This is a genomic window from Peribacillus phoenicis, from assembly GCF_047238085.1.
GTDB lineage: Bacteria > Bacillota > Bacilli > Bacillales > DSM-1321 > Peribacillus.
The window spans coordinates 5,066,140-5,089,805 of record NZ_JBDFMF010000001.1; the positions used below are offsets into that span (position 1 = coordinate 5,066,140).

A 23,666-nucleotide genomic window follows, 5' to 3' on the forward strand; every position below is an offset into this window, starting at 1 on the left:
TGCAAATAACTGTGAAAAGGATTGAATTGAACATGAACGGTAAAAACCGGAAAGATATTACCCCAGGTGCCTCTGTGGACATTGTACTTAAAGCAGATCAACGCACCGGAAAACTGACAAGCGGCACTGTAAAGGATATTTTAACCAACTCCAGCACTCACCCTCATGGAATTAAAGTAAGATTGACTGATGGCCAGGTGGGCAGGGTTCAAGTCATTCATAAGTAATGTGCACTCGGTCAAGGCCGAGTGTTTTTTTGTGATTGTTCGATGAATTAATGACAAAGGGAATATTTCAATCATGTTTTCCATTCATAATTCGTACAATAGGGGTGAGATTACCTCTTAAAAAGGCTGGTGTCAAAATGAATCAAGAATACAATGCCCCCGATAGGGATTATTACCGCAACGATGAACATATATTGAAAGTTTCCGGCTCAGAGACGCTATCTGCTGCTCCGGATCAAGCTACGATCACCCTTGGAGTCATAACAGAGGATGAGGACCCGCAAAAGGCCCAGCAAGCCAATTCCCAAGCAATCGCAAATGTCATCGCATCACTTAAATCCGCAGGCATTCCCGAAGAGCAATTGAAAACGAGTGATTACAGAATCGATCCACAATATGATTATATTGACGGAAAGGAATTGTTCAAGAACTACAAAGTCCAGCACATCATACAAGCCCAAACGTCCGACATCGAGAAAATAGGCAGCATAATCGACACGGCCGTCAAAAGCGGCGCCAATTCAATCACCAGCATCCGCTTCTCTTTATCCAATCCAGAAGCATACTATAACCAGGCACTTTCTCTCGCTTTAAAAAATGCATATGAAAAAGCACTCTCCATGGCTCGAACGCTAGGAATCTCATTGAACCCAGTCCCTAATCAGGTTGAAGAGCTATCCGAAACGGCAACCCCCATGCTTTACCAAACAAGTACCTTTTCAAAAATGGCGACTACTCCGATTCAGCCTGGTGAATTGAACATCACTGCCTCAGTAAGGGTGGAGTACACGTACTAGCAACTCACTAAATTCCATCCTAAAAACCCCCCTTGGCAACCCAAAGGGGGGTTCAGACTGTAGACAAATTAGAGAAGAACTAGTTTAATTTCAATTCGTTTAAAAAAGTTCCAGCTGATTTCAGAAATCCGCTCCCTTTCCGCCGACTGTCTGCCAAGCCTCCTCGCCGGCAAGCGTCTCCGGGGTCTCGGCTAGCCAGTTATTCAGCAGGAGTGTCGCAAATTTCTTCAATCTAGTAAGGGTATCATTCCTATAATCAAGTAAAAAAACATGACTGATAATTCAGTATTGTACTAAAATCATGGTTCTAGGATGGGAGCAATCCGAACCTCCTTTTGTCGCAAACGGAACCCCCCTCGGCATTCAAAGGGGGGTTTTTCATTTTAAAAGACTACCGTTTTATTTTCATGAACAATGACGCGGTCCTCCAAATGCCATTTAACGGCACGTGCCAGCACCCTGCGTTCAGCTGAACGACCGATTTTCTTCATATCCCCGGCAGAATCACGATGGTCCACCCGTTCGATATCCTGCTCGATGATTGGACCTTCATCCAAATCATTCGTCACATAATGGGAAGTCGCCCCAATCAGCTTAACACCTCTGTCATAAGCTCGTTCATAAGGCCGGGCTCCAATGAAGGCAGGTAAAAATGAATGATGGATATTGATGATCCTGTTCGGATGGGCCGCTACGAAATCCGGCGTCAATATCTGCATATACCTGGCTAAAACAATAAGGTCCACTTTGAATTCTTCCAGAAGTCCAAGCTGTTTAGTCTCCACTTCCTTACGTATATCCTTATTGGCAGGAATGTAATAAAACGGGATGCCCATCGATTCGACAATTTCCCTCGTATCTTCATGATTGCTGATGACTAGCGCAATGTCAGCCAATAAATCTCCGCTTTGCCACTCCCATAGCAATTCCAGAAGGCAATGGGGTTCCTTCGAAACGAAGATTGCCGTCCTCTTCAGATCACTCACATGATTAAATGTCCATTGCATCGAGAATGCTGTCGAAACTTCCTGGAATGCCAGTTGCATATCCGCTGCCTTGTCATTCAATCCTGGACAATCGAACTCGATCCTGGTGAAAAAGGTACCGCCCTCAGGATTCATCGAATACTGACTCAATTCAACAATATTTGCATCATATTCTTTAAGAAAAGCCGTAACTGTCGAAACAATTCCCGGCTGGTCAGGACATTTTATAATTAAACGGCCTCTATCTTGATTTCTTTCGCGAAATTCCTGTAACTGCTCTTGCACAAAGTTGCTCACCATTTTCCCAACTGCCCTTCTTCTATTTTGCTATATTATACTTCAACTCATGGCCAAAATTAAAGTCAGTCAATCAATTCAGGATTGAATGCAAAGACCCCCCTTCTTTAACAGGGGGGCAGTAATCGCAAAAATGACTAATATTGAAACGAGGTGTCTCTGTTTAGAGAAGCTTTTTTATTTTATTATTTATTTTGTTTTTTTTCACCTAGACTTGCCGCTAGAGATAAAAAGATATAAGGGAACGCCAATAAAATTAAATCCGGGAATCCGTATTTCTCAAATACTAGGTTGTTCGGGGTTTCCTCATCAATATAAAAGCCAAAGCCTGCCATATAAAATCCCACTAGTAAATAAGTAAGAAGGGAAATAGCAAGGGTACTTATAGCTAATGTATCTAATTTGATTTTAACGATAGTTAATCCGAAGTAGATCACATAAACAATTCCTAAAAGCAGTAACAGTAGAGAAATATAATCTGGCTCATATATTGCTTGATTGGTACTATCAAACATGTGAATTCATCCTCTTACTTAAAATTTATACTTGTTGTAAAAATCATTACGGATTGCATCTATTGTAATAAGTTGATGATAGCGATAAATCTGGACGCCAAGGTTCTAAGTTCCAAGGTGACTTGTAAATTGTTAATGGATTTACAGCATGACAAATGAATTGATCTTTAATTCTTCCTTCTTTTGAACTTGATACATGGGATTTAAATGAAGCATCAGCTTTTAATTCAGCCCACATATCTTTGATTAATGAAGATTGAATTGTAATAATTTAATCGTATATAAAAGTAAATTATTTAACGTTCCTACTTTGGAACAATGGGTTTCATTTTTGAGTAAATAAAGAGAAAGTGATGATATGAAATAAGGGTATTTTATTCCAAGAGTCACTAGTTCTACTCTTGTAACACTTGCAAAATCAAATGGAGTTTCCTTTTTATAAAGCTATCCTCTATTCATATTTCATAGGTTTTAATCCCGGAAAAGTCGGCCTGATCACGGTCGACTTTTTTATATTGAAATAGAAGTGACCTAGATATGAGGATGAAAAGATACCATTAGTTCGCATCCTCTATTAATAGGCACTATCATTCTTCCAATAAATAACTGGTGTATTTAAAGGAAATGAAGGCAAAGGCCGAGAACCTTTATGAAATGCATAGTGAAGGGGGATTCTTGAATGAAATGTCGGCATGATCTGGACAACCTTTTTTATTTGAGTTTTATTTTCCCTAGTTAATAAGGTTATCCACTGCTTCATAAGGGTATAGACCAATCTATTAGTTTTTTTCAAAGGGGGAAATGAAATTATCATGAAATCATCAGTTACATTCATTGTATCCATTCTGGCTGTTCTTGGTCTTCTGTCCGGCTGTGCTGAAAAGGACCAGCTGGAGGACGGGAGTAAGCTGATCAATGAGGACCAGTTTGTTTTCGCTGCCTCAGGTGAATTCAAGCCATTCAGTTATGTCAATGATGACATGACCGTAACCGGGTTCGATATTGAAGTTGGCGATGCAATTGCAAAGGAACTCGACCTAGAACCAGTGCCTAAACGGATAAAGTTCAAAGGTATCGTGGAAGGTGTTAAAACCGGTCGGGCAGATGCCGCGGTTGCCAGTCATACAATCAATGAACAACGAAGTAAACATGTTGCCTTCTCGACCCCTTATTACTACTCAGGTCCTCAAATTTTCGTCCGTTCGGATAGTGATATTAAAACGGTTGAAGATTTAAAGGGTAAGGAAGTTGCGGCTTCTAAAGGCTCTACGTACGCAACCACAGCAGAAAAATATACAACCAATGTAAAAACCTATGACAGTGATATCACCGCCCTGAAAGCATTGAGCGGAGGACGTCATGATGCCGTCATCACCGACTTCGTAACCGGCAAGGAAGCGACCAAGGAAGGTTTCGACATCGAAGGAAGGCAATTGATTGAACGAAGCGAGCAGGCCATCGTACTGCCTAACGACAACCCTCAGCTGCTTGCACGCATCAACGAAGCACTTGAAAACCTCCGGGAAGATGGAACTCTTGCGGAAATCAGCAAAAAATACTTTGGTGAGGACATCACAACTAAGCCTGAATAAAGATTGATAGAAAGGGAGTCATTACATTGCCTAGTTTTTCACATTTTTTTGATACATTATTTAGCTCCTCGGACGTATTCATCCGAGCCATGCTCCTCACATTGGAACTGACGGTAGTCTCCATATTGGTAGGTATCCTCATCGGTTTGCTATTTGCACTTTTAAAAATATCCAATATAAAAATTCTTGCATGGATTTCAGATACATATGTATTCCTGGTACGTGGAACACCTTTAATCGTACAGATATTCATACTCTATTTCGGTATCAGCAATCTCTTCTTACTGCCGGACTTCTGGGCGGCGTCACTTGCCCTGGCCTTCCATAATGGAGCTTATATCTCAGAGATTTTACGTGGTACGATCCAATCCATCGACAAAGGTCAAATGGAGGCCGGACGCTCCCTTGGCATGAGCAATTCGCTCACCTTAAGGAGAATCATCTTGCCTCAAGCCTTCCGCCGCGCATTGCCGCCGCTTGGCAACCAATTCATCATCGGGCTCAAGGATTCATCACTGGCAGCCTTCATATCCATGAATGAGCTGTTTAATGTGGCGACTACGTTAGGCTCGAATAATTTTGATGAAATGACTTATTTATTGATTGTAGCGGTCTACTACTTGATTCTAGTGGCTTTCCTGACCATTATCGTCAATTTATTCGAAAAGAAACTGTCCATCAGTGATCGATAGGGGGAATTGAAATGGAACAAAAAGAAATGATTCGGATAAGGAATTTAAATAAATCGTATGGAAACCTGCATGTACTTAAAGATATTGATATGAAGGTGCTCGATAGCGATGTTGTCTGTTTGATCGGACCGAGTGGTTCGGGAAAAAGCACCCTGCTCCGCTGTTTGAATTATTTAGAGAAGAAAGACAGCGGCCAAATCCTCATTGAAGGAACGGAAATCAATCCAGGTACCCATGATATTAATAAAATTCGAGAGAAAGTCGGAATGGTATTTCAGCATTTCTACCTCTTTCCTCATATGACAGTGCTGGAAAATGTCATCGAAGCACCGACACACGTCAAAAAGATCCCTAAGGCCCAAGCGATTGAAGAAGCAAAGGCATTGCTTGCCAAAGTCGGTTTATCAGATAAAGCGGATGTCTATCCAAGCAAGCTCTCAGGCGGGCAGAAACAGCGTGTTGCCATAGCCCGCGCCCTTGCCATGAAACCTGATATCCTGCTCTTTGATGAGCCCACCTCGGCTCTGGATCCCGAACTTGTCGGGGAAGTTCTTGCCACGATGAAGGAACTTGCCTTGGAAGGGATGACAATGGTAGTCGTTACACATGAAATGAGCTTTGCACGTGAAGTCGGGGATTGGATTGTCTTCATGCATAATGGGAGGGTTGTCGAAAGCGGACCGCCAAAAGAATTCTTTACCAATCCAAAAGAAGAGCGTACAAAAGAATTTTTGCAAACGACAGTCTTTTGATTTTAATTCTAAAATCTGTCTGCTAGCGAGATTAAAAGCAATACAGGCGTGAATTCCTGTATTGCTTTTTTTGAATGAAAAAGGATTTATTGGTTTCTTTAATATCCAGTTAGGTAGTCCCCTAAATTCCATGATTAAAGTTTCAGGGATATTTCCGCCCTGATTGTACAAACTAAATACTTGATGAATTGTTTCAGATAAACCCTGATTCCGGCTCGAACATGGAAAAATATCTGTATTTATGGTATATATACAAGTAAAATTAAAAGAAGTATATAAATGAAAGAGGTCGAATTCAGTTGGAAAATAACTCTTCGAATTTTATTAAAAATATTATAAAAGATGATCTAGAGTCCGGAAAACATGATCATGTCATCACCCGCTTCCCTCCTGAACCAAATGGATATTTACATATCGGGCATGCCAAATCAATCATTTTGAATTTTGGGGTGGCTGATGATTTCAATGGGAAAACTAACCTTCGTTTCGATGATACGAATCCATTGAAAGAGGATATTGAGTTTGTCAACTCCATAAAGGAAGATGTAAAGTGGCTCGGTTACGACTGGGATAACCTTTTCTTCGCTTCCGACTATTTTGATGAAATGTATAAAAGAGCTGTGCTGCTCATCAATAAAGGACTGGCATATGTGGACGACCTTAATGCCGACCAAATCCGTGAATATCGCGGAACGCTGACTGAGCCAGGGAAGGATAGCCCCTACCGAAATAGAACCGTCGAGGAAAATCTTGAACTATTTGAAAAGATGCGCAGCGGCGAATTCGAAAACGGCGCAAAAGTCTTACGTGCAAAAATCGATATGAGCTCACCTAACATTAATTTGCGTGATCCCGTCATATACCGTATCTCCCATACTGAACACCATAATACCGGCAACAAATGGTGCATCTACCCAATGTATGCCTTTGCCCACCCAATTGAAGATGCCATCGAGGGAGTCACACACTCCATTTGTACGCTTGAGTTCGAAGATCAACGCCCTCTTTATGACTGGATCGTTGAGAATTGTGAAATGGAAAGCAAACCAAAACAATATGAATTTGGCCGTCTTAACCTGACCAATACAGTAATGAGCAAGCGAAAACTGAAGCAGCTTGTCGATGAGGGCTTCGTGGACGGCTGGGACGACCCGCGGATGCCTACTGTTTCAGGCTTGCGGAGACGCGGGTATACACCCGAAGCGATTCGTGCATTCTGCCAAGAGATAGGTGTCGCAAAAACAAGCGGTGTCGTGGACTCTCAAATGCTTGATCATTTCGTGCGGGAAGACTTAAAGCTCAAGGCTCCACGGACTATGGCAATCCTGAACCCGCTTAAAGTGGTCATCACCAACTATCCGGAAGGCGAGATAGAATGGCTGGATGCCGAGGTCAATCCGGAAGTTCCGGAAATGGGCACACGCCAAATCCCGTTTTCACGTGAAATATATATCGAACAGGACGATTTCATGGAGAACCCGCCGAAAAAGTATTTCCGACTTTTCCCGGGCAATGAAGTTCGTTTGAAACATGCTTATTTCATTAAATGTGAAGAAGTGATAAAAGATGATGCCGGTAACGTCATTGAACTTCGCTGCACATACGACATTGAAACGAAAAGCGGATCTGGCTTCACTGGCCGTAAAGTAAAAGGTACATTGCACTGGGTCGAAGCTTCACAAGCCGTTTCAGCGGAATTCCGCAACTATCAGCCTTTAATCCTGGATAAGGAAAATGATGAAGAGGAAGAAAAATCATTCCTGGACCGGGTAAACCCTGATTCTATAGAAATTTTACAAGGATTTGTCGAGCCTAACATGAAAGATGTTAAGCCTCAGGATAAATTCCAATTCTTCAGGCATGGCTATTATAATGTTGATTCAAAACTCACTGCGGCCGATCACTTGGTCTTCAACCAAATTGTCGGGTTGAAAAGTTCATTCAAGTTATAGAATCACGAAAAAGAACCAGATTCCTAGTGGGATCTGGTTCTTTTTCATTTTTTGCACCTTTATATCATTTTTTCTCGTAAAGTTTGATCCCTTGCTTGGAAAGGGCCTGTTTAAGAGTACTATGTGTCGAAACCTGACTAAAATCAAAACCTAACTGAATCGATGTCTGGGCCACTTCAGGACGAATCCCGGAAATGGTCGATTGAATGCCTAACAGGTTCAGGGTACTTATCAATTGATAGATCTGTTGGGCAACCATCGTATCCAAAAGGGATACTCCCGATAAATCGATGAATAAGTGTGTGATATTTTTGCTAATGCATTTGCTTGGAGTCCCATTCAAAATTTCCTTTGCCCGATAGGTATCGATTTCACCGATTAACGGCAAAACCGCAATGGCATCAACAATAGGAATGACAGGTGCGCCCAGTTCATTAATCAGCTCCTGTTGAGCAAGGAGTCGTTCTTTTGTCAAAAGGTAATACTGCTCAGTGAACTCACGGTTCAATTGATCGAAGGCACGATTAATAATCCGGCTCCACCGGATGATTGTATCCTTCGTTATCCCAGTATCCTTTAGCATATAATCAGTGATGAAGGCCCAATATGTTTCGCGAACCTTATTAAGCGCTTCCAACACTTCGTAAATGGGGGTGTCCGATTCAACCCTGCTCTTCGCGACAAGTGTGGCCCACTGCTCCATCGTTTCAATAAAAGCAGTTTTATCTTCAAGTAAAGCACTGGTCACTGTCTTGATCGTCAATGTATTCTGTTCCCTAAGCAGCTTTTCGATTTCCTCATTAGAATCTATTGAATAGATGGATCCAGACTGCTTTTCCCTTAAAGCCAGCCAGTTTTCCGTAATCTTGGATGAGTTATCAAGGATATATCGATATAATCTTTCATCTATTTTATCCATTTGTGTTCCCCTATCTCACTAGTTATTTCATTTTAAATAGTATTAATAAATCTCCATATCCCGCTTTCTCCATTTCATTTCTAGGAATGAATCGAAGGGCCGCAGAGTTTATGCAATATCTCATGCCTTTAGGACTTGGGCCATCAGGAAAAACATGTCCAAGGTGTGAATCGGCATCCCTGCTGCGCACCTCGGTCCGGGTCATTCGGTGGCTGAGATCCATTTTTTCATTGACACTTGCCGACATGATGGGCTTCGTGAAGCTTGGCCACCCACAGCCGCTATCATATTTATCCCGCGAACTGAATAGGGGCTCCCCAGAAACAACATCCACATAAATGCCTTCTTCAAAGTGATCCCAATAGGCATTATCGAAAGGCGGCTCCGTGCCATTTTCCTGGGTGACATGAAACTGATTCTCCGTTAAGGTCTTTCTAAGGTGTGCATTATCCTTAGGCCAATTTTCTTTAATGAAAGCATCCCGTCCTGAGCCTTTACGATACAATGCATAGCGAAATTGATTTTTCCGATAGAATTCTTGATGATATTCCTCAGCGGCGTAAAATTCCCCCGAGGGTAGAATACCCGTAACAATAGGTTTCTTAAACCGCCCGCTCATCATTAAATCTTCCTTCGATTGTTCTGCCTCCTGTTTCTGACGTTCATTAAGATAGAAAATGGCAGCCTTGTATTGCTTTCCCCTATCCGAGAACTGTCCATCGTCATCCGTAGGATCGATTTGCTGCCAGAATATCTCTAATAAAGTTTTATAGGAAATGATTGATGGATCGAATACCACTTGAACCGCTTCAACATGATCAGTCGCACCGGTAATCACTTGTTTATAACTAGGAGCGGCAAATTTACCGCCTGTATAACCTGATGTCACTGAAATGATACCATCACTTTCATCAAAGGGAGCAACCATGCACCAAAAGCAGCCTCCTGCAAAGATAGCCGTTTCTTTTCCATCCATCGTCATCCTAAAACTCCCCTTTCACACCTGTCATTTTATGTATTATATACCAGCAAGCCAAACACCTTCAAATTCAAAATTCTACCTTTGCGTAACAAATATAAAAGAGGCACTTAGGAGTAAACCCAAGTGCCTTTTTTGTGTTAGAACCGTTATTTAAAGTATCACACTTACAATGATCGCTGATAGGATGCTGACAAGAGTCGCACCGTAAAGCAGCTTCAAGCCGAAACGTGCTACAACATTACCCTGTTTTTCATGAAGTCCTTTGACTGCACCGGCAATGATTCCAATTGATGAGAAATTGGCGAATGAAACCAAGAAAACCGAAACGATCCCTATCGTCCTTTCGCTCAAGGCAGCTGATGCGTCCCCTAAGCTCAGCATGGCAACGAATTCATTGGTTACCAGTTTCGTTGCCATGATTCCTCCAGCAGTCACGGTTTCTGAAATCGGTATACCCATGATAAAGGCAAACGGTGCAAAGATATATCCCATGATGTCTTGGAAGCTGATGCCGAAGATCATGTCGAATACGCTGTTGATCCCTGCGATTAAAGCAACGAAACCAATTAACATCGCTGCTACAGTGATAGCAACCTTAAACCCATCCATGATATATTCCCCAAGCATTTCGAAGAAAGACTGCTTCTCTGCCCCTTCTTCAACAGGGAGAATATCCTCTTCATCCGTTACGGTATAAGGATTGATAATGGATGCGATGATAAATCCACCAAACATGTTAATAACAATTGCAGTCACAACGTACTTTGGTTCAATCATCGTCATATAAGCGCCAACGATCGACATCGATACAGTTGACATGGCTGATGCACAAAGCGTATACATGCGAGATGGCGGAATGGCACCGAGTTGTTTTTTCAAGGTTATGAAAACTTCGGATTGGCCCACTATTGCTGATGCGACAGCATTGTAAGATTCCAATTTACCCATCCCATTCACCTTACTTAGAAGGAATCCAATCCACTTCATGATGAACGGGAGGATCTTGAAGTGCTGTAATATCCCGATTAATGCTGAGATGAATACGATTGGAAGAAGGACATTTAAAAAGAAGGGCGACGCTCCTTCGTTTACAATCCCGCCAAATACAAAAGTGATCCCTTCATTTGCCCATTCTAAAAGTTTTCCGAAACCATCGGCAATCGAATTGATAATCACTAAACCAAACTTCGTATTTAATAATAAATAAGTTAAAATAAGCTGAATGATCAGCATGAGGATGATCGGTTTAATTTTAACTTTCTTCCGGTCACTGCTGGCTAATAAAGCTAGTCCAAAAACAATAACCAGTCCTAAAATTGCAATCAGAAATTTCATATATTCTGCCTCCACTAAGGGTGAATTTAATGTTCGTGCATTAATAGTAGGTTACCCTCAAAAAATTTATGCAAACGTTTTCTCTTTCATCCAAAATACATGTACGTACCTCTCCAGAAGTCTATATTAAACTAATATTTTTTTAAGTGCAATTATTATTTTCCTTTTTAAAATAACAATTAGTGACAATAATGGGTTTCGTGAATTAAAAAAGAAGGCTCCCCTTCGAAAGAAACCTTCTCTTGCCTCAAATAATATCGACTATTCAGCAGCTGTTTTTCTGGATATCACCGTTGTCGCTAATCCAGCGCCTCCAATTACAAAGATGATGATGGAAACGGTCAAGCCACCTGCCCCTTGATAAAAGTCGATGAATTTCCCAGCAAAAGAGTCTCTGCCTTGGAAACCGCCACCACTTGGCATCTCCCCTGGAGTCCCGGAACCATTAGGCCCCCCTTGTGGAGTGCCCTGCGTATCATTAGTTGCCGTTTCCGTAGATGATTCATCTGTCACCGTACTGCTATTAGCCGATTCTTCCGTATCCGATTCTGTTGTGGTGCGTTCGGCAGGCTGGCCCATCACCGCCTGTCGATTCATGGGTTCATTGCCGCTGCCATCCACATACATCATGATCCCGGTGACTGCTTGGACCATTAAAAGGACCGAAGCCAATATTCCAACCAAAAAGTGTAACCTACCAAGTCTTTTCATCAATGATTCCCCTCCGAAAATAAATGTATTTATAAGATGATTATCTAAAAAGACCCTTAATATTTCCTTAAGCAGCAAGGAAGAAAGTAAGGGTCTTTTTCGTATTGGATGGCATCTAATTTTTCCTTTGATTTCTCGGAAAAGTGATTTCAAAACGGGTCCGTTCATTCTGTTCACTTGTAACCTTGATGTTCCCTTGATGTGTGTTTACAATCCATTTGGCAATGGATAGACCTAAGCCAGAGCCTTCATTAGCCGAGCGGGATTGCTCCACTTGATAAAAACGGTTAAAAATCAAGGGGAGTTCTTCCTGTGGAATGCCTATTCCATTATCTTCTACAGTAAGAATGATGGATGAAGCATTCTTGATGCAGGATAGGGAAATTTCCCCGCCTTCCTCGGTGAATTTCATGGCATTATCCACCAAGATCACCAATAGCTGATGAATTCTCTCTTTATCACCATGAAACACTACCTGTTCGGGAGCATGGCTAATGATTGATTTTCCTTGAAAAGAAGCTATATCCGCATACTGTTCCACGATATCCATAAGTAAGTCATCAAGGAAAAAGTTCGATTTCTTAACCTCCATTTGATTCGAATCCGTTCTGGTCAAGGTCAAAAGTCCGTTAACAAGCTTATTCAATCTCCGGACTTCTTTCGAAATGATGGATATATCAACGGCTTTTTCCTCGATTGTCGCGTTCGGTGATTGAAATAGCAAATCAGCCCGCGATTGAATGACAGCAAGCGGCGTTCGAATTTCATGTGAAGCATCCGAGACAAACTGCTGCTGCTGATCCCAGGATTTCTTGACCGGGATCAGGGCCCGTCCTGCCAGAAGATAGCCTGCGCCTACCGCCACTAGACTTCCAATTCCTCCGCCAACAAACAATATGAGCAGCAAACGATCGAGCATTTCTTTTTCTGTATCGACATTCTTGATGAATTGTACGGCCATCTCACCATACCCCGTATCGACCTTGGTCGAAAGGGCCCGATACGTGTATCCATTCACCGATATTTCTTCAATCTCATCAAAATTTTTAGGGAAAAATTGTTGTTCATTGACCTTAAAAAAATGGTCTACACTCAGTCTTGGCTCAATGATCGTATCATCCGGTCCCCAAACGATGACGCTCGGTCCCGGTCCTAAGAGAAATTCACCTTGCGGACGTCCGCCTGGCATGCCGCCATTATTGAAATCCCTGTAATCCTTTATAAGTGAATCATTGACATCCTTATAGATCTGATTTTCCGTATAGAAATAAATCGTTCTGCTTAATATGGCTATTAAGACAATAAAGACGATAGAATTCAATAATGTTAGTTGAAGTCGTGTTTTTTGGAACATGATGATCCCCTTATGGTTGTTTTAGCATATAACCAATACCCCGAACGGTTTGAATATCTTTATGATAATTGAAAGGTTCCAATTTTTTTCTAAGGTGATGGATGAACACTTCCACAATGGCAATTGTCGTATCTGAATCAAACCCCCAAATGCGGTCGAAAATCTGCTCACGGGTCAATATTTTCCCATTATTTTGAATTAGGTATTCCAGTAATTCAAACTGTTTCAAGGTCATTTTAATGACCTTTCCATCAACCAAAATATCCTTTTCTTTTTCCAACAGTTCAATATTACGGTATTTCACATGCTGCTCAAGCGATATTATGCCGCTCCTTCGAAGGAGGGCACGAATCCTTGCCTTAAGTTCCGGTGCCTGGAACGGCTTGACTAAATAATCATCGCCACCCATTTCCAATCCTCTGACACGATCCTCAAGTGCATCTTTTGCTGTCAAAAACAAGACACTTGTATCGATTTTTGCTTCCCTGATTTTCCGTACGATTTCAAACCCATCGATTCCCGGAAGCATTACATCCAAAATGATGATATCGTATATACTTTGCTGAGCCATGAATAGCCCATCTTCCCCATTATCCGCTGTATCGACTTCATATTCATCCGTCAGAATCTGTCGGATCGATTCTAATAATGAAACATTATCTTCTACCACCAAAACCTTCATTCAGGGTACCTCCCAACCGCTTCAATTGTGATATATATGTTGATTTTATCCTTTTTCATATGCAAAAGAAAGCGGGCTTTTATTCGCCTGCTTTCTCTCAAATTGTATGTTCATTCGTGACGCAATGCTTGAATTGGATTTAATTTGGATGCCTTATTGGCTGGAAATACGCCAAACATTATCCCGATTAAAATGGAGAATAAGAAGGCAAACAATGTCACCGACCATGAATAACTGATCGTTAAACTTGAAAAAGCTGAAATCAATTTTGCGATTCCCAAGCCAATTCCAACCCCCAACAATCCCCCGAAGCAGCTCAGGACCATCGCTTCAATTAAAAACTGAAGAAGAATCGATTTCCGATTTGCCCCAATTGCTTTTCTGATCCCGATTTCCTTCGTCCTCTCTGAGACGGAAACCAACATGATATTCATGATCCCGATTCCGCCTACCAGTAACGAAATACTGGCAATACCGCCAAGCATGAGTGTGAACGTATCCGATACAGAGCTCATTGTATCCATCAGATCTTCTTGATTGGACACCGAATAGTTATCACTCTGTTCTGGGAATGATGTGGTCATTGCACCTTGTACCTGGTACATCGTCCTATCCATGATATTCTCGTTCTCCGCTTTTAAATAAACGGTTCCGATTGTCGTGCTGCCTGTAGCCCTTTCGGCAGTGGTGATCGGTGCAATGATTACATCATCCCCGCTCGATCCCATTGAGGTGCCCACCGATTTCAGGACACCGATCACGCGATAGGAAACACCGCCGATAAGCACGTTCTGGTCCAGGGGTTTTTGATTTTCAAAAAGCGTGGTGGCTGTATCTGACCCCAGGACAACGACCTTGGAGCGTAATTCCGTTTCCATATCCGTCAAAAACCGGCCTTGACTGAGCTCCAAATCCCTGACTGATAAGTAGGATGAAGTTGCACCGGTCATTGAAACCTGTGCCGTAGCTTCTCCGTTCTTAGCATAAACGCGTCCAGTGACCACAGGCGCCACTTCCGATATCCCGCTCAGCTCTTTAAACTGTTCAATTGTATCATCCGTCAGCTCCACGGAGTCGGTATCCGTGACACTTACCGTTATCAGGTTCGTTCCCAGGCTATTGATCTCATCCTGAACGGACTGTGAGGAACCCTGCCCAATCGAAACCAGGACGATTACGGAAGCAACTCCAATTATGATTCCAAGCATGGTTAAAAATGCTCTGACTTTATTGGTTTTGATACTGCGTATAGCCATCTTCATTGATTCGCTCAGGTTCAATCCAATCACCTCCGTTTTCAAATAGCTGACCATCCTGTATCCGGACGACACGGGTCGCTTCTTTAGCAACTTCCAAGTCATGGGTTATAAGAATGATTGTTTGTCCCTTTTCATTCAATTCCTTCAGCATCTGCAGCACTTCTTTACTCGTTTTACTATCCAGCGCCCCCGTCGGCTCATCCGCCAATAAAACGGGGGGATTACCGGCAAGTGCCCTTGCAATCGCAACTCTTTGCTGCTGTCCACCCGACAGTTGGGTCGGCAGATGATTCTTCCGGTCAACAAGGCCCACCATATCAAGGCACGCATTGGCCACTTCCCTTCTTTCCTTCACGCTTGCCCCTCTATAAACCAGGGGAAGTTCGACATTCTCCAACGCTGTCAGTTTTGCCAACAGGTTGAAATTTTGAAAGATAAATCCTATTTTAATATTACGAATGGCAGCCAGCTCATTATCCTTCATCTTTTCCACTTCTTTACCATCAAGAAGATATTCACCTATGTCAGGCTTGTCAAGACAGCCAATCATATTCATGAACGTCGATTTCCCTGATCCAGAAGGTCCGATGATCGAAATGAAATCGCCTTTCTCGATTGTAAGACAGACATCTTGAAGGGCCTTAACCGTTTCACCGCCTAATTCATATGATTTAGACATGTTCTTAATTTTTATGATGGGTTTCGCCATTTTACTGACCTCCCTTGCCACTCGGCATTCCGCCACCGCTTGGCATCCCGCCGCTCGGCATTCCGCTGCCGCTCTGCATTCTTATCTCGCCTCCTTGGCCTCCCCTCATTCCTTCGCCGTCACTGCCAGTGGAGCTTTCATTGATGGTAATGGGCAAGGAAACAAACTGGCCCTCTTCAAGACCCGAAGTTATTTCAATATACCTATCATTGCTGATTCCAGTCTCAACCACTTTTTTTGTACTGGCTGTTCCTTCAGTTGTACCGGATTGTTGTATATTCACATATTTCTCTTCACCGTCCATTTGGACTGCTTCAATCGGAACATATAAAGCATCTTTTACACTATTCGTCAAAATGCTCACTTCAGTCGACATCCCAATTTTTATATCGCCGGGTTTGTCAATTTTGATAGTGACATCGAACGAAGAAACTCCATTCTCATATGTACCTTCCTTTGCTACACTGGTCACTTCCCCCGTAAACGTTTCATCTTCAAAAGCACTGGCTTTAATTTCAACCGTTTGTCCTTTTTTAACGCTCGGAACATCCAATTCATCAACGCTGATCGTGGTTTTCAATTTTTTATAATCCGTAACATGTGCCACCACTTCACTGCTTGATACACGATCTCCTTCTTCTACATCCAATGTTGTCACGGTGCCATCGAATGGTGCCGTTATCGGGTCACTTCCATCCGTGAAGGTAATGAGTTCATCACCTTTCTCAACCAATTCATTCTTCGCTACAAGGACTTCATCCACTTCATCCGTTACCGAGGAAGTGATGTCCTCACTATTGATTGCGGCGACCGATCCGGAACCGCTTATTTGAACTTCAAGATCTCCCTTTTCAACTGTAGCCGTCACCGACTTTGCTATTACAGGCTCAGCATTGTCCTTCATGAAAAACCAAACGCATCCCCCAATCGCCAGCACTAAAACCGTACCTATCATTATCAACTTTTTCATCACTTTTCTCCTTTCAGATTTCCTTCATTGAAACCAGTATCGTGAAAGAAGCTTAACTTTTCCTTAATGGCTCGTTAAGTTGTAAACCCTTTGCCTTTGCCGCGGATAATTCGGCCTTTCGCTTAATTATTCGGCCTTCGTCGTGGATTATTCGACCTTCGTCGCGGATAATCCGACCTTCCGTGTCATTATTCGGCCTTCGTTGCGGATAATCCGGCCTTCCGCTTAATTACTCGTCCTTTGGTGTCGAACGAAAAATGCTTTATTTTCAGCATTTAAATTTACAATATATTCTGAAAAATATATACTGATACTGTTATCGGAAATTGGTAATGAAAACCAAATCAATGATGATGAAGGGGGAACCAACTTGGCATCAAACGATTCAATCGCTAAGGAAACCGAGGCAAGCGCTTCCACGGACTACACCAAGATCGTCCAATCACAATCTTTTCAAGAGCTCTTAAGGAAAAAACGCAATTTCATCGTCCCGCTATCCATTTTTTTCATGGTTTTTTATTTCACCCTACCCATACTAACTTCCTATTCTAAAGTTCTTAACTCAATTGCTTTTGGGGCAATCAGCTGGGCCTGGATCTTTGCCTTCGCTCAATTTATCATGACGTGGACATTATGCATCCTCTATTCCAAAAAAGCTGCGACATTTGACCAATTAGTAGAAAAAATCGTTAAAGAAGCGAAAGGATAAAAGGTGAATTCACAATGAATATACTTGCTTTTATATTATTTCTAATCATTGTCGGACTAACATTGGTCATTACCTATTTTGCTTCACGGCGCACCAAAACGACCGCGGACTTTTATACGGCTGACAGCAGCCTTACTGGCTGGCAGAATGGCTGGGCCATTGCGGGAGATTATATGTCCGCCGCCTCATTTTTGGGGATAGCCGGCATGGTCGCACTCTCTGGATTTGATGGTTTTTTCTATAGCATAGGTTTTCTGGTTGCGTATCTGGTCGTTCTTTATATCGTGGCCGAACCGCTCCGTAACCTTGGCAAGTATACATTGGCGGACATGATCGCTGCCCGTTTCAATGAAAAGAAAGTACGCGGGGTTGCTGCTCTTAACACCATTTCCATTTCAACCTTTTATATGATCGCCCAATTAGTCGGTGCAGGTGCCCTTATAAAACTCTTACTTGGAATTGATTATCTTTACTCCGTCATCATTGTAGGTATTTTAATGACCGTATATGTCGTATTTGGCGGTATGACGGCCACCAGTTGGGTCCAAATCGTTAAAGCTGTTTTATTGATGGCAGGTACATTCATCATCTCCATCATCGTGTTGGCGAAATTCGACTTTAGCGTGATCGAGATGTTCAAGCAAATGAAAACAGCCACTCCTTTGGGCGCGGATTTCCTCAACCCCGGTAACAAATTCAAGGATCCTTTGGATACTTTATCCCTTAATTTAGCGCTTGTACTCGGTACAGCTGGACTACCTCACATTCTCATCCGTTTCTTTACGGTAAAAGACGCCATCACAGCCCGTAAGTCCGTAGTATATGCCACGTGGATCATTGGCATCTTTTATATAATGACCATTTTCCTCGGCTTTGGGGCGGCAGCTTTTGTTGGATACGACAAAATCATAGCCGCGAATGCAGCCGGCAATATGGCCGCTCCGCTCCTTGCCGAAGCCATTGGGGGTGACTTCCTTTTCGCCTTCGTCTCTGCTGTTGCTTTCGCAACCATTTTAGCGGTTGTAGCAGGTCTCGTCCTATCGGCAGCATCTGCCTTTGCCCATGACTTCTATGGCCACATCATCCGGAAAGGCCAAGCCACTGACAAGGAACAAGTCGTTGCAGCTCGTTGGGCATCCATCGGAGTATCCGTCCTCTCCATCATCCTTGCCTTATTTGCCCAAAACATGAATGTCGCCTTTCTTGTTTCACTCGCCTTTGCCGTCGCTGCCAGTGCCAATCTGCCAATCATTGTCTTCACGGTATTCTGGAAACGTTTTAACACTGCTGGGGCTGTCACGGGCATGATAGTTGGACTGGTCAGTTCTTTATTGCTTGTGTTCCTAAGTCCCAATGTCTGGTCACCGGTAGAGGGAGCGGCAATATTCGTTGGGGAGCCATTATTCCCGCTTGCCAATCCAGGCATCATCTCCATCCCGATTGGGTTTATCGCAGCCATCGCCGGAACACTCCTGTCAAGCAAGAAAGCTGATGCCAAAAAATACGACGAAATCTTGGTCACGGCTAACACTGGGATGAAAGATCCTATATAAGCTAGATTTATTATTATTTTAAAATATCAAAAGAGAAAGGAGATCAGGGTGTTCGACCTGCTCTCCTTTCTCTTTATTCAGAACATATTCATCAGGAAGATTCCCGCTAACTTCTCAATCTTAACTTCCTTCTATTGTACTTAGTTACTAACTGGTTCATGACTTCTGCAAAGATCAGCCCCATCGCAATGGCACCAGCGAGCATGAAGACCTTGGCCGCCAGCTGAACGGCGACATAGAAATCATTTCCGACAAAATGCTTCATCGCATCATATGACAAACCTCCAGGCACGAGGGGAATGATTCCCGATACATTGAAAATCGTGATCGGAGTTTTATACCTTTTAGCAAAATACTGGCTGATAACCGCAACGATAAATGCAGCCGCTAAAGTTGCAATGATGCTGTTTATCTCATTTTCAACCAAAGCAAAGTATAAGACCCACCCCAACATCCCTACGAAACCACATTGAAACAATGAATTTTTTGGTACATTGAAGATGACTCCAAAGGCGGCTGAGGCAATGAAACTTGTAATAAGCTGTGCAATCATCATTCTTCCTCCCCTAAAATCATAAGAAAACAAACGCAGCCGATATTCCTGCCCCAATGGCTAAAGCAGTCAAACCTGCATCCGCACCCTTGGATAGACCCGAAACCAAATGACCTGCAATTAAATCCCTGGCCGCATTCGTAATTAACAGCCCTGGCACAAGCGGCATCACCGCTCCAATGATTATCGTGTCCAAATGACTTCCAACTCCAATCTGGACAAAGAATATAGCTACTAACCCTACGACTAAAGAGGCGATGAATTCAGCAAAAAAACGAACTTCCAGTAACCAGTGCAAATAAAGCAGGCATGAGAATCCCATTGCTCCAGCTATACAGGACCAGATGAAATCATTCCACTGTCCTTGAAACATGATTAAAAAGCAGCCGCTCGCTATAAATGCAGCAAAGACCTGTACCCACATGGGATAGCCCATCCCGGCCTTTTCGATTTGTTTTAACCGTAGATATGCTTCCTCCGGTGTCATTTCCTTGCTGGAAATGCTTCGGGATATACTATTAACCAGCGTCACTTTATGTAAATCTGTAGATCGTTGGGAAACTCTGATTAATTTTGAAGCCGGGTGCATACCATCCAGCGAAAAAATAATTCCTGTAGGGGTCGAAAAACTGTGTGATTCACCGCACCCAAAGGCTGCAGCGATCCTAACCATCGTATCTTCCACCCTTGATGTTTCCGCTCCGTTCTGAAGCATGATTTTTCCCGCAAGTAAACATACATCTATAATTTCATTGTATGGTAAACGATCATCCATTTTATCCTCTCCATCACTTCCTGCATGAGTTTCTCTAAATAACAGATAACGATCACACCAATTTAAATCCACCTCATAATAGCCCAATTCCTGTGAAAAGGATATAAAAATATTAGCTATTTAATTTATCAATTCCATTAACCTTCACTACTATCTTCCTTAGTACCAGTATTCCCTTTATTTCCTGCCGAAACCGTTTAGTTGAAAGAAAATTCAATTATATCCATAATTAAAAGGAGTGCAGGAACGGTCACTGCATCCCCCTTTTCCTATCCTGTACGACTATACTCCCTTTTGAATGAAGCAATCCACTGTTTCATTAAACAAGTCGCTTTCTTCCATAAATGGACAATGGCAGCTATCTTCAAAGATTACTAGTTTGGAATTCGGAATGTTTTTATGCAAATGTTCCCCTGCAGCTACAGGAATGACTTTTTCATGCCTTCCAAAACAGAGAAGTGTCGGAATATTGATTTCTGGCAAGAATTCACGATAGTCCACTATCGATTGGTCAAATAGAATGCTACTGGCGATGGATTCCGGCATTTTGGTCACTTCTCCAAGCATCCAGCTTGCATCCTCTGCCGATAATTCATTGTTGAACATGGAAGCAAGGAAGCTTTGCAAAAATGGGGAACGATTCGTTTGAATTTCAGTCATGAAGGCAATCAACGTGTCCATATCAAATGCGCCGATATTAAAATCGGGCCACTTGAAATCAGATGCCAATTCATCCACAATCACGGTTGAATGAATATTTTCCTCACCGAATTGCTTAAGATACTCCCAGACGACAAATGCCCCCATCGACCAGCCTACAAGTATGACATCCTTTAATCCCAGTTCACCTATGAACGCATGAAGATCTTTTGCATAAACGGAGACCGTATTTCCGTAATGTACATGATTTGACTGGCCATGGCTTCTTAAATCAAGTAAGATCGTTCTATATTTTTCTGAAAAGTACGGAAGCTGCCTTTTAAAAAACCGGCTGCTCATCCACACACCATGGATAAAGTTAATCGGTTTCCCCTGGCCCTTTTCTTCATAAAATAAGCGAACGCCTTCTTCCACCTCAATAAATGCCATTCTATCCCTCCTTCTTGATATTTTCATCATCCATTCACCATTATTATTTATTGCATTTCTTCTTTTAACATTCCTTCCTATAAAAATATATTGTCAAACCTGATTTTAGAGTTGATAATGAAGTATATTTTTATTGATATCTTCATCCTGAAAGGACGGAATTTTAATGAAGAGTTTTATCAAAAACTATCGATCCTCTTTAATACTGCTCACTGCCATTATTATCGGCGGGATAGCGGGTGTGGTTTTCGGGGATAAAACCTCGGTCATACAGCCTCTAGGGGACTTATTCTTAAATCTGATGTTCACGATCATCGTGCCATTGGTATTTTTCAGCATTGCTTCAGCGATTGCCAATATGAGCGGAATGAAGCGTCTCGGAAAAATCATGGGAAGTATCGTTCTCGTATTCCTGACAACAGCCGCTTTGGCCGCCGTCATTGGATTTATTGGGACAACCATTGTCAATCCGTTGGAAGGCACAGATACGACAGCCATTAAAGAACTGATGGAAAACAGTTCCCCTGAAGAGACCATCGAAGAAGTATCTTTCTTCAGTCAACTGGTCAACACTGTAACCGTTTCCGATTTCCCAGAACTGTTCTCCAGAAGCAATATGCTTCAGCTTATCGTTTTCTCAGTACTAATCGGACTTTCCACTGCACTGGTCGGTGAGAAAGCAAGACCAATTACTGAGTTTTTGACAGCGGGTACAGCTGTCATGATGAAGGTCGTCAAAATCGTGATGTACTATGCTCCAATTGGACTTGGTGCTTATTTTGCGGCGATTATCGGGCAGCTTGGGCCGCAGATTTTAGAAGGCTATGCCCGCACTTTCATTCTTTATCTAGTCTTGGCCTTGATTTATTATTTCGGCTTTTTCACTTTGTATGCCTTTATCGCAGGCGGGAAAGATGGAGTTAAACTATTTTGGAAAAATGCCCTGACACCATCCATTACAGCGATCGCCACTTGTTCAAGTGCCGCGTCCATTCCAGTCAATCTGGAATCAGTCAAGAAAATGGGCGTGCCTAAGGATATAGCAGAGACTGTCATCCCACTCGGAGCCAACACCCATAAAGATGGTTCGGTATTCGGCGGGGTATTGAAAATCGTTTTCCTATTCAGCTTATTTGGAAAGGATATGACAAGCATTTCAAGCATTTTAAGTATACTAGCTGTTGCCTTTTTGGTTGGAGCTGTTATGGGTGCCATTCCTGGGGGCGGCATGATTGGGGAAATGCTGATTCTTAGTGTATTCGGCTTCCCTGTGGAAGTCCTGCCGATCATTGCCGTTATATCCACGATCATCGATGCTCCCGCTACACTGCTTAACTCAACAGGAAACACGGTTTGTGCCATGCTTGTCACAAGGCTTGTTGAGGGGAAAAACTGGTTAAAACAAGCTTTTGTTAAAGAAAACTCAGCCGTATGATTCTTATGACTGACTGGCTCCTGGTTAAAACAGGGGTCAGTTTTTTCATTTTCACGACTTTCTTTCAAACAGTTCTTTCATTGACAAGGGGTTCCATCCCCTTGCATAGAATTAAAGATTGAAGGAGGGAATGGAATGTTAATGAAATGCTTACCTGGGGCAATCCTTATCACGGGACTATCCTATATTTTTCTTATACCGGAAGAGCCTTTGATCATCAAAATACTGTTCAAGGTACTCCCCATGTTATTGATTTTGCTCTACGTCCGCACTAATGTGGGAAGACGGGGTCGTTACCAATTCTTAATCCTTCTTGGTTTATTCTTTTGCATGCTTGGAGATGGTTTGTTGATTTGGTTCGTCATCGGGCTTTCCGCCTTCTTGATCGGCCACCTTTTCTATATTTCGGCATTCTTTGGACGATGGAACTTTTCATGGCTCCGATTTGCGACGATTCTTCCGATTAGCATTTACTCCACTTGGATTAGCCGTGAAATTGTACATTCGTTAATCGAAAAAGGTGAACATAACCTCATCATACCTGTGATTTGTTATGTAACGGTCATCTCCCTTATGGGCTGGGCGGCATTTATGACCGGAAATGCGGCCGCAATCATCGGCGGGCTCCTCTTCATGATTTCCGACTCCATTTTATCTTGGAACAAGTTTATCGATGATGTTGCCTTTTCAGGTCCACTGATCATGCTTACCTACTATGCAGCCCAGTTTTGCATTGCTAACAGCATTCGAAGGAAACCTTCCTTTCATGTATCGAAAGGTTTGAAAAGTGAACGGCCTATCCAGTGAATCTAATGTCCAAT

The 23,666-nt window shown here is 42.5% G+C and carries 25 protein-coding genes; 10 read left to right on the top strand and 15 right to left on the bottom strand.

Features of this window, described 5'->3' with window-relative positions:
• The first annotated feature begins 32 nt into the window (after positions 1-32).
• Together ABC374_RS25125 and ABC374_RS25130 are read left to right on the top strand one after the other, a co-directional pair.
• Entirely contained in the window at positions 33-227 is a 195-nt protein-coding gene (locus ABC374_RS25125) for a YwbE family protein (protein WP_034316239.1), read from the top strand.
• 137 nt (positions 228-364) lie between these two features.
• A complete protein-coding gene (locus ABC374_RS25130) occupies positions 365-1,024 on the top strand; it encodes an SIMPL domain-containing protein (protein WP_350300766.1) in 660 nt (219 codons plus the stop codon).
• A gap of 383 nt (positions 1,025-1,407) precedes the next feature.
• Here ABC374_RS25130 and purU read toward each other — a convergent pair whose 3' ends face one another.
• The 3 genes from purU to ABC374_RS25145 form a co-directional block, all read right to left on the bottom strand.
• Positions 1,408-2,307: a formyltetrahydrofolate deformylase gene (gene purU / locus ABC374_RS25135; RefSeq protein ID WP_053537426.1), complete on the bottom strand. Its 900-nt coding sequence runs from the start codon at positions 2,305-2,307 to the stop codon at positions 1,408-1,410.
• Positions 2,308-2,492: 185 nt separating this feature from the next.
• Positions 2,493-2,822: a hypothetical protein gene (locus ABC374_RS25140; RefSeq protein ID WP_350300767.1), complete on the bottom strand. Its 330-nt coding sequence runs from the start codon at positions 2,820-2,822 to the stop codon at positions 2,493-2,495.
• Positions 2,823-2,868: 46 nt separating this feature from the next.
• Positions 2,869-3,060: a DUF2599 domain-containing protein gene (locus tag ABC374_RS25145; RefSeq protein WP_413020077.1), complete on the bottom strand. Its 192-nt coding sequence runs from the start codon at positions 3,058-3,060 to the stop codon at positions 2,869-2,871.
• A gap of 574 nt (positions 3,061-3,634) precedes the next feature.
• Here ABC374_RS25145 and ABC374_RS25150 point away from each other — a divergent pair.
• From ABC374_RS25150 to ABC374_RS25165, 4 genes are all read left to right on the top strand, one after another.
• Positions 3,635-4,414 (top strand): transporter substrate-binding domain-containing protein, encoded by a 780-nt coding sequence (locus ABC374_RS25150; RefSeq protein WP_127777595.1) that lies wholly within the window; start codon positions 3,635-3,637, stop codon positions 4,412-4,414.
• Between the two features lie 26 nt (positions 4,415-4,440).
• Positions 4,441-5,106, top strand: coding sequence for an amino acid ABC transporter permease (locus ABC374_RS25155; protein WP_264639941.1), 666 nt, complete (start codon positions 4,441-4,443; stop codon positions 5,104-5,106).
• A gap of 11 nt (positions 5,107-5,117) precedes the next feature.
• Entirely contained in the window at positions 5,118-5,858 is a 741-nt protein-coding gene (locus ABC374_RS25160) for an amino acid ABC transporter ATP-binding protein (RefSeq protein ID WP_054398510.1), read from the top strand.
• Between the two features lie 299 nt (positions 5,859-6,157).
• The gene (locus ABC374_RS25165; protein WP_350300769.1) at positions 6,158-7,810 is read left to right on the top strand and encodes a glutamine--tRNA ligase/YqeY domain fusion protein; all 1,653 of its coding nucleotides are present in this window, start codon (positions 6,158-6,160) and stop codon (positions 7,808-7,810) included.
• Between the two features lie 64 nt (positions 7,811-7,874).
• Here ABC374_RS25165 and ABC374_RS25170 read toward each other — a convergent pair whose 3' ends face one another.
• The 9 genes from ABC374_RS25170 to ABC374_RS25210 all read right to left on the bottom strand — a co-directional run bounded on the left by ABC374_RS25170 (position 7,875) and on the right by ABC374_RS25210 (position 16,731).
• The gene (locus tag ABC374_RS25170; protein ID WP_413020078.1) at positions 7,875-8,729 is read right to left on the bottom strand and encodes an STAS domain-containing protein; all 855 of its coding nucleotides are present in this window, start codon (positions 8,727-8,729) and stop codon (positions 7,875-7,877) included.
• 22 nt (positions 8,730-8,751) lie between these two features.
• Positions 8,752-9,711, bottom strand: a complete 960-nt coding sequence (gene msrB, locus ABC374_RS25175) for a peptide-methionine (R)-S-oxide reductase MsrB (protein ID WP_413020079.1) — start codon at positions 9,709-9,711, stop codon at positions 8,752-8,754.
• Positions 9,712-9,861: 150 nt separating this feature from the next.
• Positions 9,862-11,046: a NupC/NupG family nucleoside CNT transporter gene (locus tag ABC374_RS25180; protein WP_413020080.1), complete on the bottom strand. Its 1,185-nt coding sequence runs from the start codon at positions 11,044-11,046 to the stop codon at positions 9,862-9,864.
• Between the two features lie 261 nt (positions 11,047-11,307).
• On the bottom strand, positions 11,308-11,757 hold the full coding sequence (locus ABC374_RS25185; protein WP_413020081.1) for a hypothetical protein: 450 nt from the start codon (positions 11,755-11,757) through the stop codon (positions 11,308-11,310).
• Positions 11,758-11,872: 115 nt separating this feature from the next.
• A complete protein-coding gene (locus ABC374_RS25190; RefSeq protein ID WP_413020082.1) occupies positions 11,873-13,111 on the bottom strand; it encodes a sensor histidine kinase in 1,239 nt (412 codons plus the stop codon).
• A gap of 10 nt (positions 13,112-13,121) precedes the next feature.
• Positions 13,122-13,793: a response regulator transcription factor gene (locus ABC374_RS25195; protein ID WP_034316054.1), complete on the bottom strand. Its 672-nt coding sequence runs from the start codon at positions 13,791-13,793 to the stop codon at positions 13,122-13,124.
• Between the two features lie 110 nt (positions 13,794-13,903).
• The gene (locus tag ABC374_RS25200) at positions 13,904-15,094 is read right to left on the bottom strand and encodes an ABC transporter permease (RefSeq protein WP_413020083.1); all 1,191 of its coding nucleotides are present in this window, start codon (positions 15,092-15,094) and stop codon (positions 13,904-13,906) included.
• Positions 15,021-15,761: an ABC transporter ATP-binding protein gene (locus tag ABC374_RS25205; RefSeq protein WP_350300776.1), complete on the bottom strand. Its 741-nt coding sequence runs from the start codon at positions 15,759-15,761 to the stop codon at positions 15,021-15,023. Before ABC374_RS25205 ends, ABC374_RS25200 begins: the two co-directional genes overlap by 74 nt.
• Before the next feature lies 1 nt (position 15,762).
• Positions 15,763-16,731 carry an efflux RND transporter periplasmic adaptor subunit gene (locus ABC374_RS25210; protein ID WP_413020084.1) on the bottom strand — a complete coding sequence of 323 codons (969 nt, stop codon included), beginning with the start codon at positions 16,729-16,731 and terminating at the stop codon, positions 15,763-15,765.
• A 370-nt stretch (positions 16,732-17,101) separates the two neighbouring features.
• On the opposite strand from ABC374_RS25210, the gene ABC374_RS25215 reads away from it, so the two are divergent.
• Entirely contained in the window at positions 17,102-17,440 is a 339-nt protein-coding gene (locus tag ABC374_RS25215; protein WP_350300778.1) for a DUF485 domain-containing protein, read from the top strand.
• A gap of 14 nt (positions 17,441-17,454) precedes the next feature.
• Positions 17,455-18,993 (top strand): solute symporter family protein, encoded by a 1,539-nt coding sequence (locus ABC374_RS25220; RefSeq protein WP_350300779.1) that lies wholly within the window; start codon positions 17,455-17,457, stop codon positions 18,991-18,993.
• A 106-nt stretch (positions 18,994-19,099) separates the two neighbouring features.
• Here the strand turns inward: ABC374_RS25220 and ABC374_RS25225 are convergent, their stop codons facing one another.
• The 3 genes from ABC374_RS25225 to ABC374_RS25235 all read right to left on the bottom strand — a co-directional run bounded on the left by ABC374_RS25225 (position 19,100) and on the right by ABC374_RS25235 (position 21,410).
• Positions 19,100-19,549 carry a threonine/serine exporter family protein gene (locus ABC374_RS25225; protein WP_350300780.1) on the bottom strand — a complete coding sequence of 150 codons (450 nt, stop codon included), beginning with the start codon at positions 19,547-19,549 and terminating at the stop codon, positions 19,100-19,102.
• A 16-nt stretch (positions 19,550-19,565) separates the two neighbouring features.
• On the bottom strand, positions 19,566-20,321 hold the full coding sequence (locus tag ABC374_RS25230) for a threonine/serine exporter family protein (protein ID WP_350300781.1): 756 nt from the start codon (positions 20,319-20,321) through the stop codon (positions 19,566-19,568).
• A 282-nt stretch (positions 20,322-20,603) separates the two neighbouring features.
• Positions 20,604-21,410, bottom strand: coding sequence for an alpha/beta fold hydrolase (locus ABC374_RS25235; protein WP_413020085.1), 807 nt, complete (start codon positions 21,408-21,410; stop codon positions 20,604-20,606).
• A 166-nt stretch (positions 21,411-21,576) separates the two neighbouring features.
• Here ABC374_RS25235 and ABC374_RS25240 point away from each other — a divergent pair, with 166 nt between their 5' ends.
• Complete coding sequence (locus ABC374_RS25240) at positions 21,577-22,845, top strand: dicarboxylate/amino acid:cation symporter (protein ID WP_137017762.1); 1,269 nt, start codon at positions 21,577-21,579, stop codon at positions 22,843-22,845.
• Between the two features lie 135 nt (positions 22,846-22,980).
• The gene (locus ABC374_RS25245; RefSeq protein ID WP_413020086.1) at positions 22,981-23,652 is read left to right on the top strand and encodes a lysoplasmalogenase; all 672 of its coding nucleotides are present in this window, start codon (positions 22,981-22,983) and stop codon (positions 23,650-23,652) included.
• Positions 23,653-23,666 lie beyond the last annotated feature (14 nt).

What these genes read in the sequence shown, in the direction of transcription:
- ABC374_RS25225 (WP_350300780.1), bottom strand. Translation starts at nt 19,549, where the DNA reads ATGATGATTGCACAGCTTATTACAAGTTTCATTGCCTCAGCCGCCTTT.
- ABC374_RS25205 (WP_350300776.1), bottom strand. Translation starts at nt 15,761, where the DNA reads ATGGCGAAACCCATCATAAAAATTAAGAACATGTCTAAATCATATGAA.
- ABC374_RS25230 (WP_350300781.1), bottom strand. Translation starts at nt 20,321, where the DNA reads ATGGATGATCGTTTACCATACAATGAAATTATAGATGTATGTTTACTT.
- ABC374_RS25240 (WP_137017762.1), top strand. Translation starts at nt 21,577, where the DNA reads ATGAAGAGTTTTATCAAAAACTATCGATCCTCTTTAATACTGCTCACT.
- ABC374_RS25160 (WP_054398510.1), top strand. Translation starts at nt 5,118, where the DNA reads ATGGAACAAAAAGAAATGATTCGGATAAGGAATTTAAATAAATCGTAT.
- ABC374_RS25185 (WP_413020081.1), bottom strand. Translation starts at nt 11,757, where the DNA reads ATGAAAAGACTTGGTAGGTTACACTTTTTGGTTGGAATATTGGCTTCG.
- ABC374_RS25195 (WP_034316054.1), bottom strand. Translation starts at nt 13,793, where the DNA reads ATGAAGGTTTTGGTGGTAGAAGATAATGTTTCATTATTAGAATCGATC.
- ABC374_RS25150 (WP_127777595.1), top strand. Translation starts at nt 3,635, where the DNA reads ATGAAATCATCAGTTACATTCATTGTATCCATTCTGGCTGTTCTTGGT.
- ABC374_RS25220 (WP_350300779.1), top strand. Translation starts at nt 17,455, where the DNA reads ATGAATATACTTGCTTTTATATTATTTCTAATCATTGTCGGACTAACA.
- ABC374_RS25125 (WP_034316239.1), top strand. Translation starts at nt 33, where the DNA reads ATGAACGGTAAAAACCGGAAAGATATTACCCCAGGTGCCTCTGTGGAC.
- ABC374_RS25140 (WP_350300767.1), bottom strand. Translation starts at nt 2,822, where the DNA reads ATGTTTGATAGTACCAATCAAGCAATATATGAGCCAGATTATATTTCT.
- ABC374_RS25190 (WP_413020082.1), bottom strand. Translation starts at nt 13,111, where the DNA reads ATGTTCCAAAAAACACGACTTCAACTAACATTATTGAATTCTATCGTC.
- ABC374_RS25245 (WP_413020086.1), top strand. Translation starts at nt 22,981, where the DNA reads ATGTTAATGAAATGCTTACCTGGGGCAATCCTTATCACGGGACTATCC.
- ABC374_RS25210 (WP_413020084.1), bottom strand. Translation starts at nt 16,731, where the DNA reads ATGAAAAAGTTGATAATGATAGGTACGGTTTTAGTGCTGGCGATTGGG.
- ABC374_RS25235 (WP_413020085.1), bottom strand. Translation starts at nt 21,410, where the DNA reads ATGGCATTTATTGAGGTGGAAGAAGGCGTTCGCTTATTTTATGAAGAA.
- ABC374_RS25170 (WP_413020078.1), bottom strand. Translation starts at nt 8,729, where the DNA reads ATGGATAAAATAGATGAAAGATTATATCGATATATCCTTGATAACTCA.
- msrB (WP_413020079.1), bottom strand. Translation starts at nt 9,711, where the DNA reads ATGACGATGGATGGAAAAGAAACGGCTATCTTTGCAGGAGGCTGCTTT.
- ABC374_RS25130 (WP_350300766.1), top strand. Translation starts at nt 365, where the DNA reads ATGAATCAAGAATACAATGCCCCCGATAGGGATTATTACCGCAACGAT.
- ABC374_RS25180 (WP_413020080.1), bottom strand. Translation starts at nt 11,046, where the DNA reads ATGAAATTTCTGATTGCAATTTTAGGACTGGTTATTGTTTTTGGACTA.
- ABC374_RS25145 (WP_413020077.1), bottom strand. Translation starts at nt 3,060, where the DNA reads ATGTGGGCTGAATTAAAAGCTGATGCTTCATTTAAATCCCATGTATCA.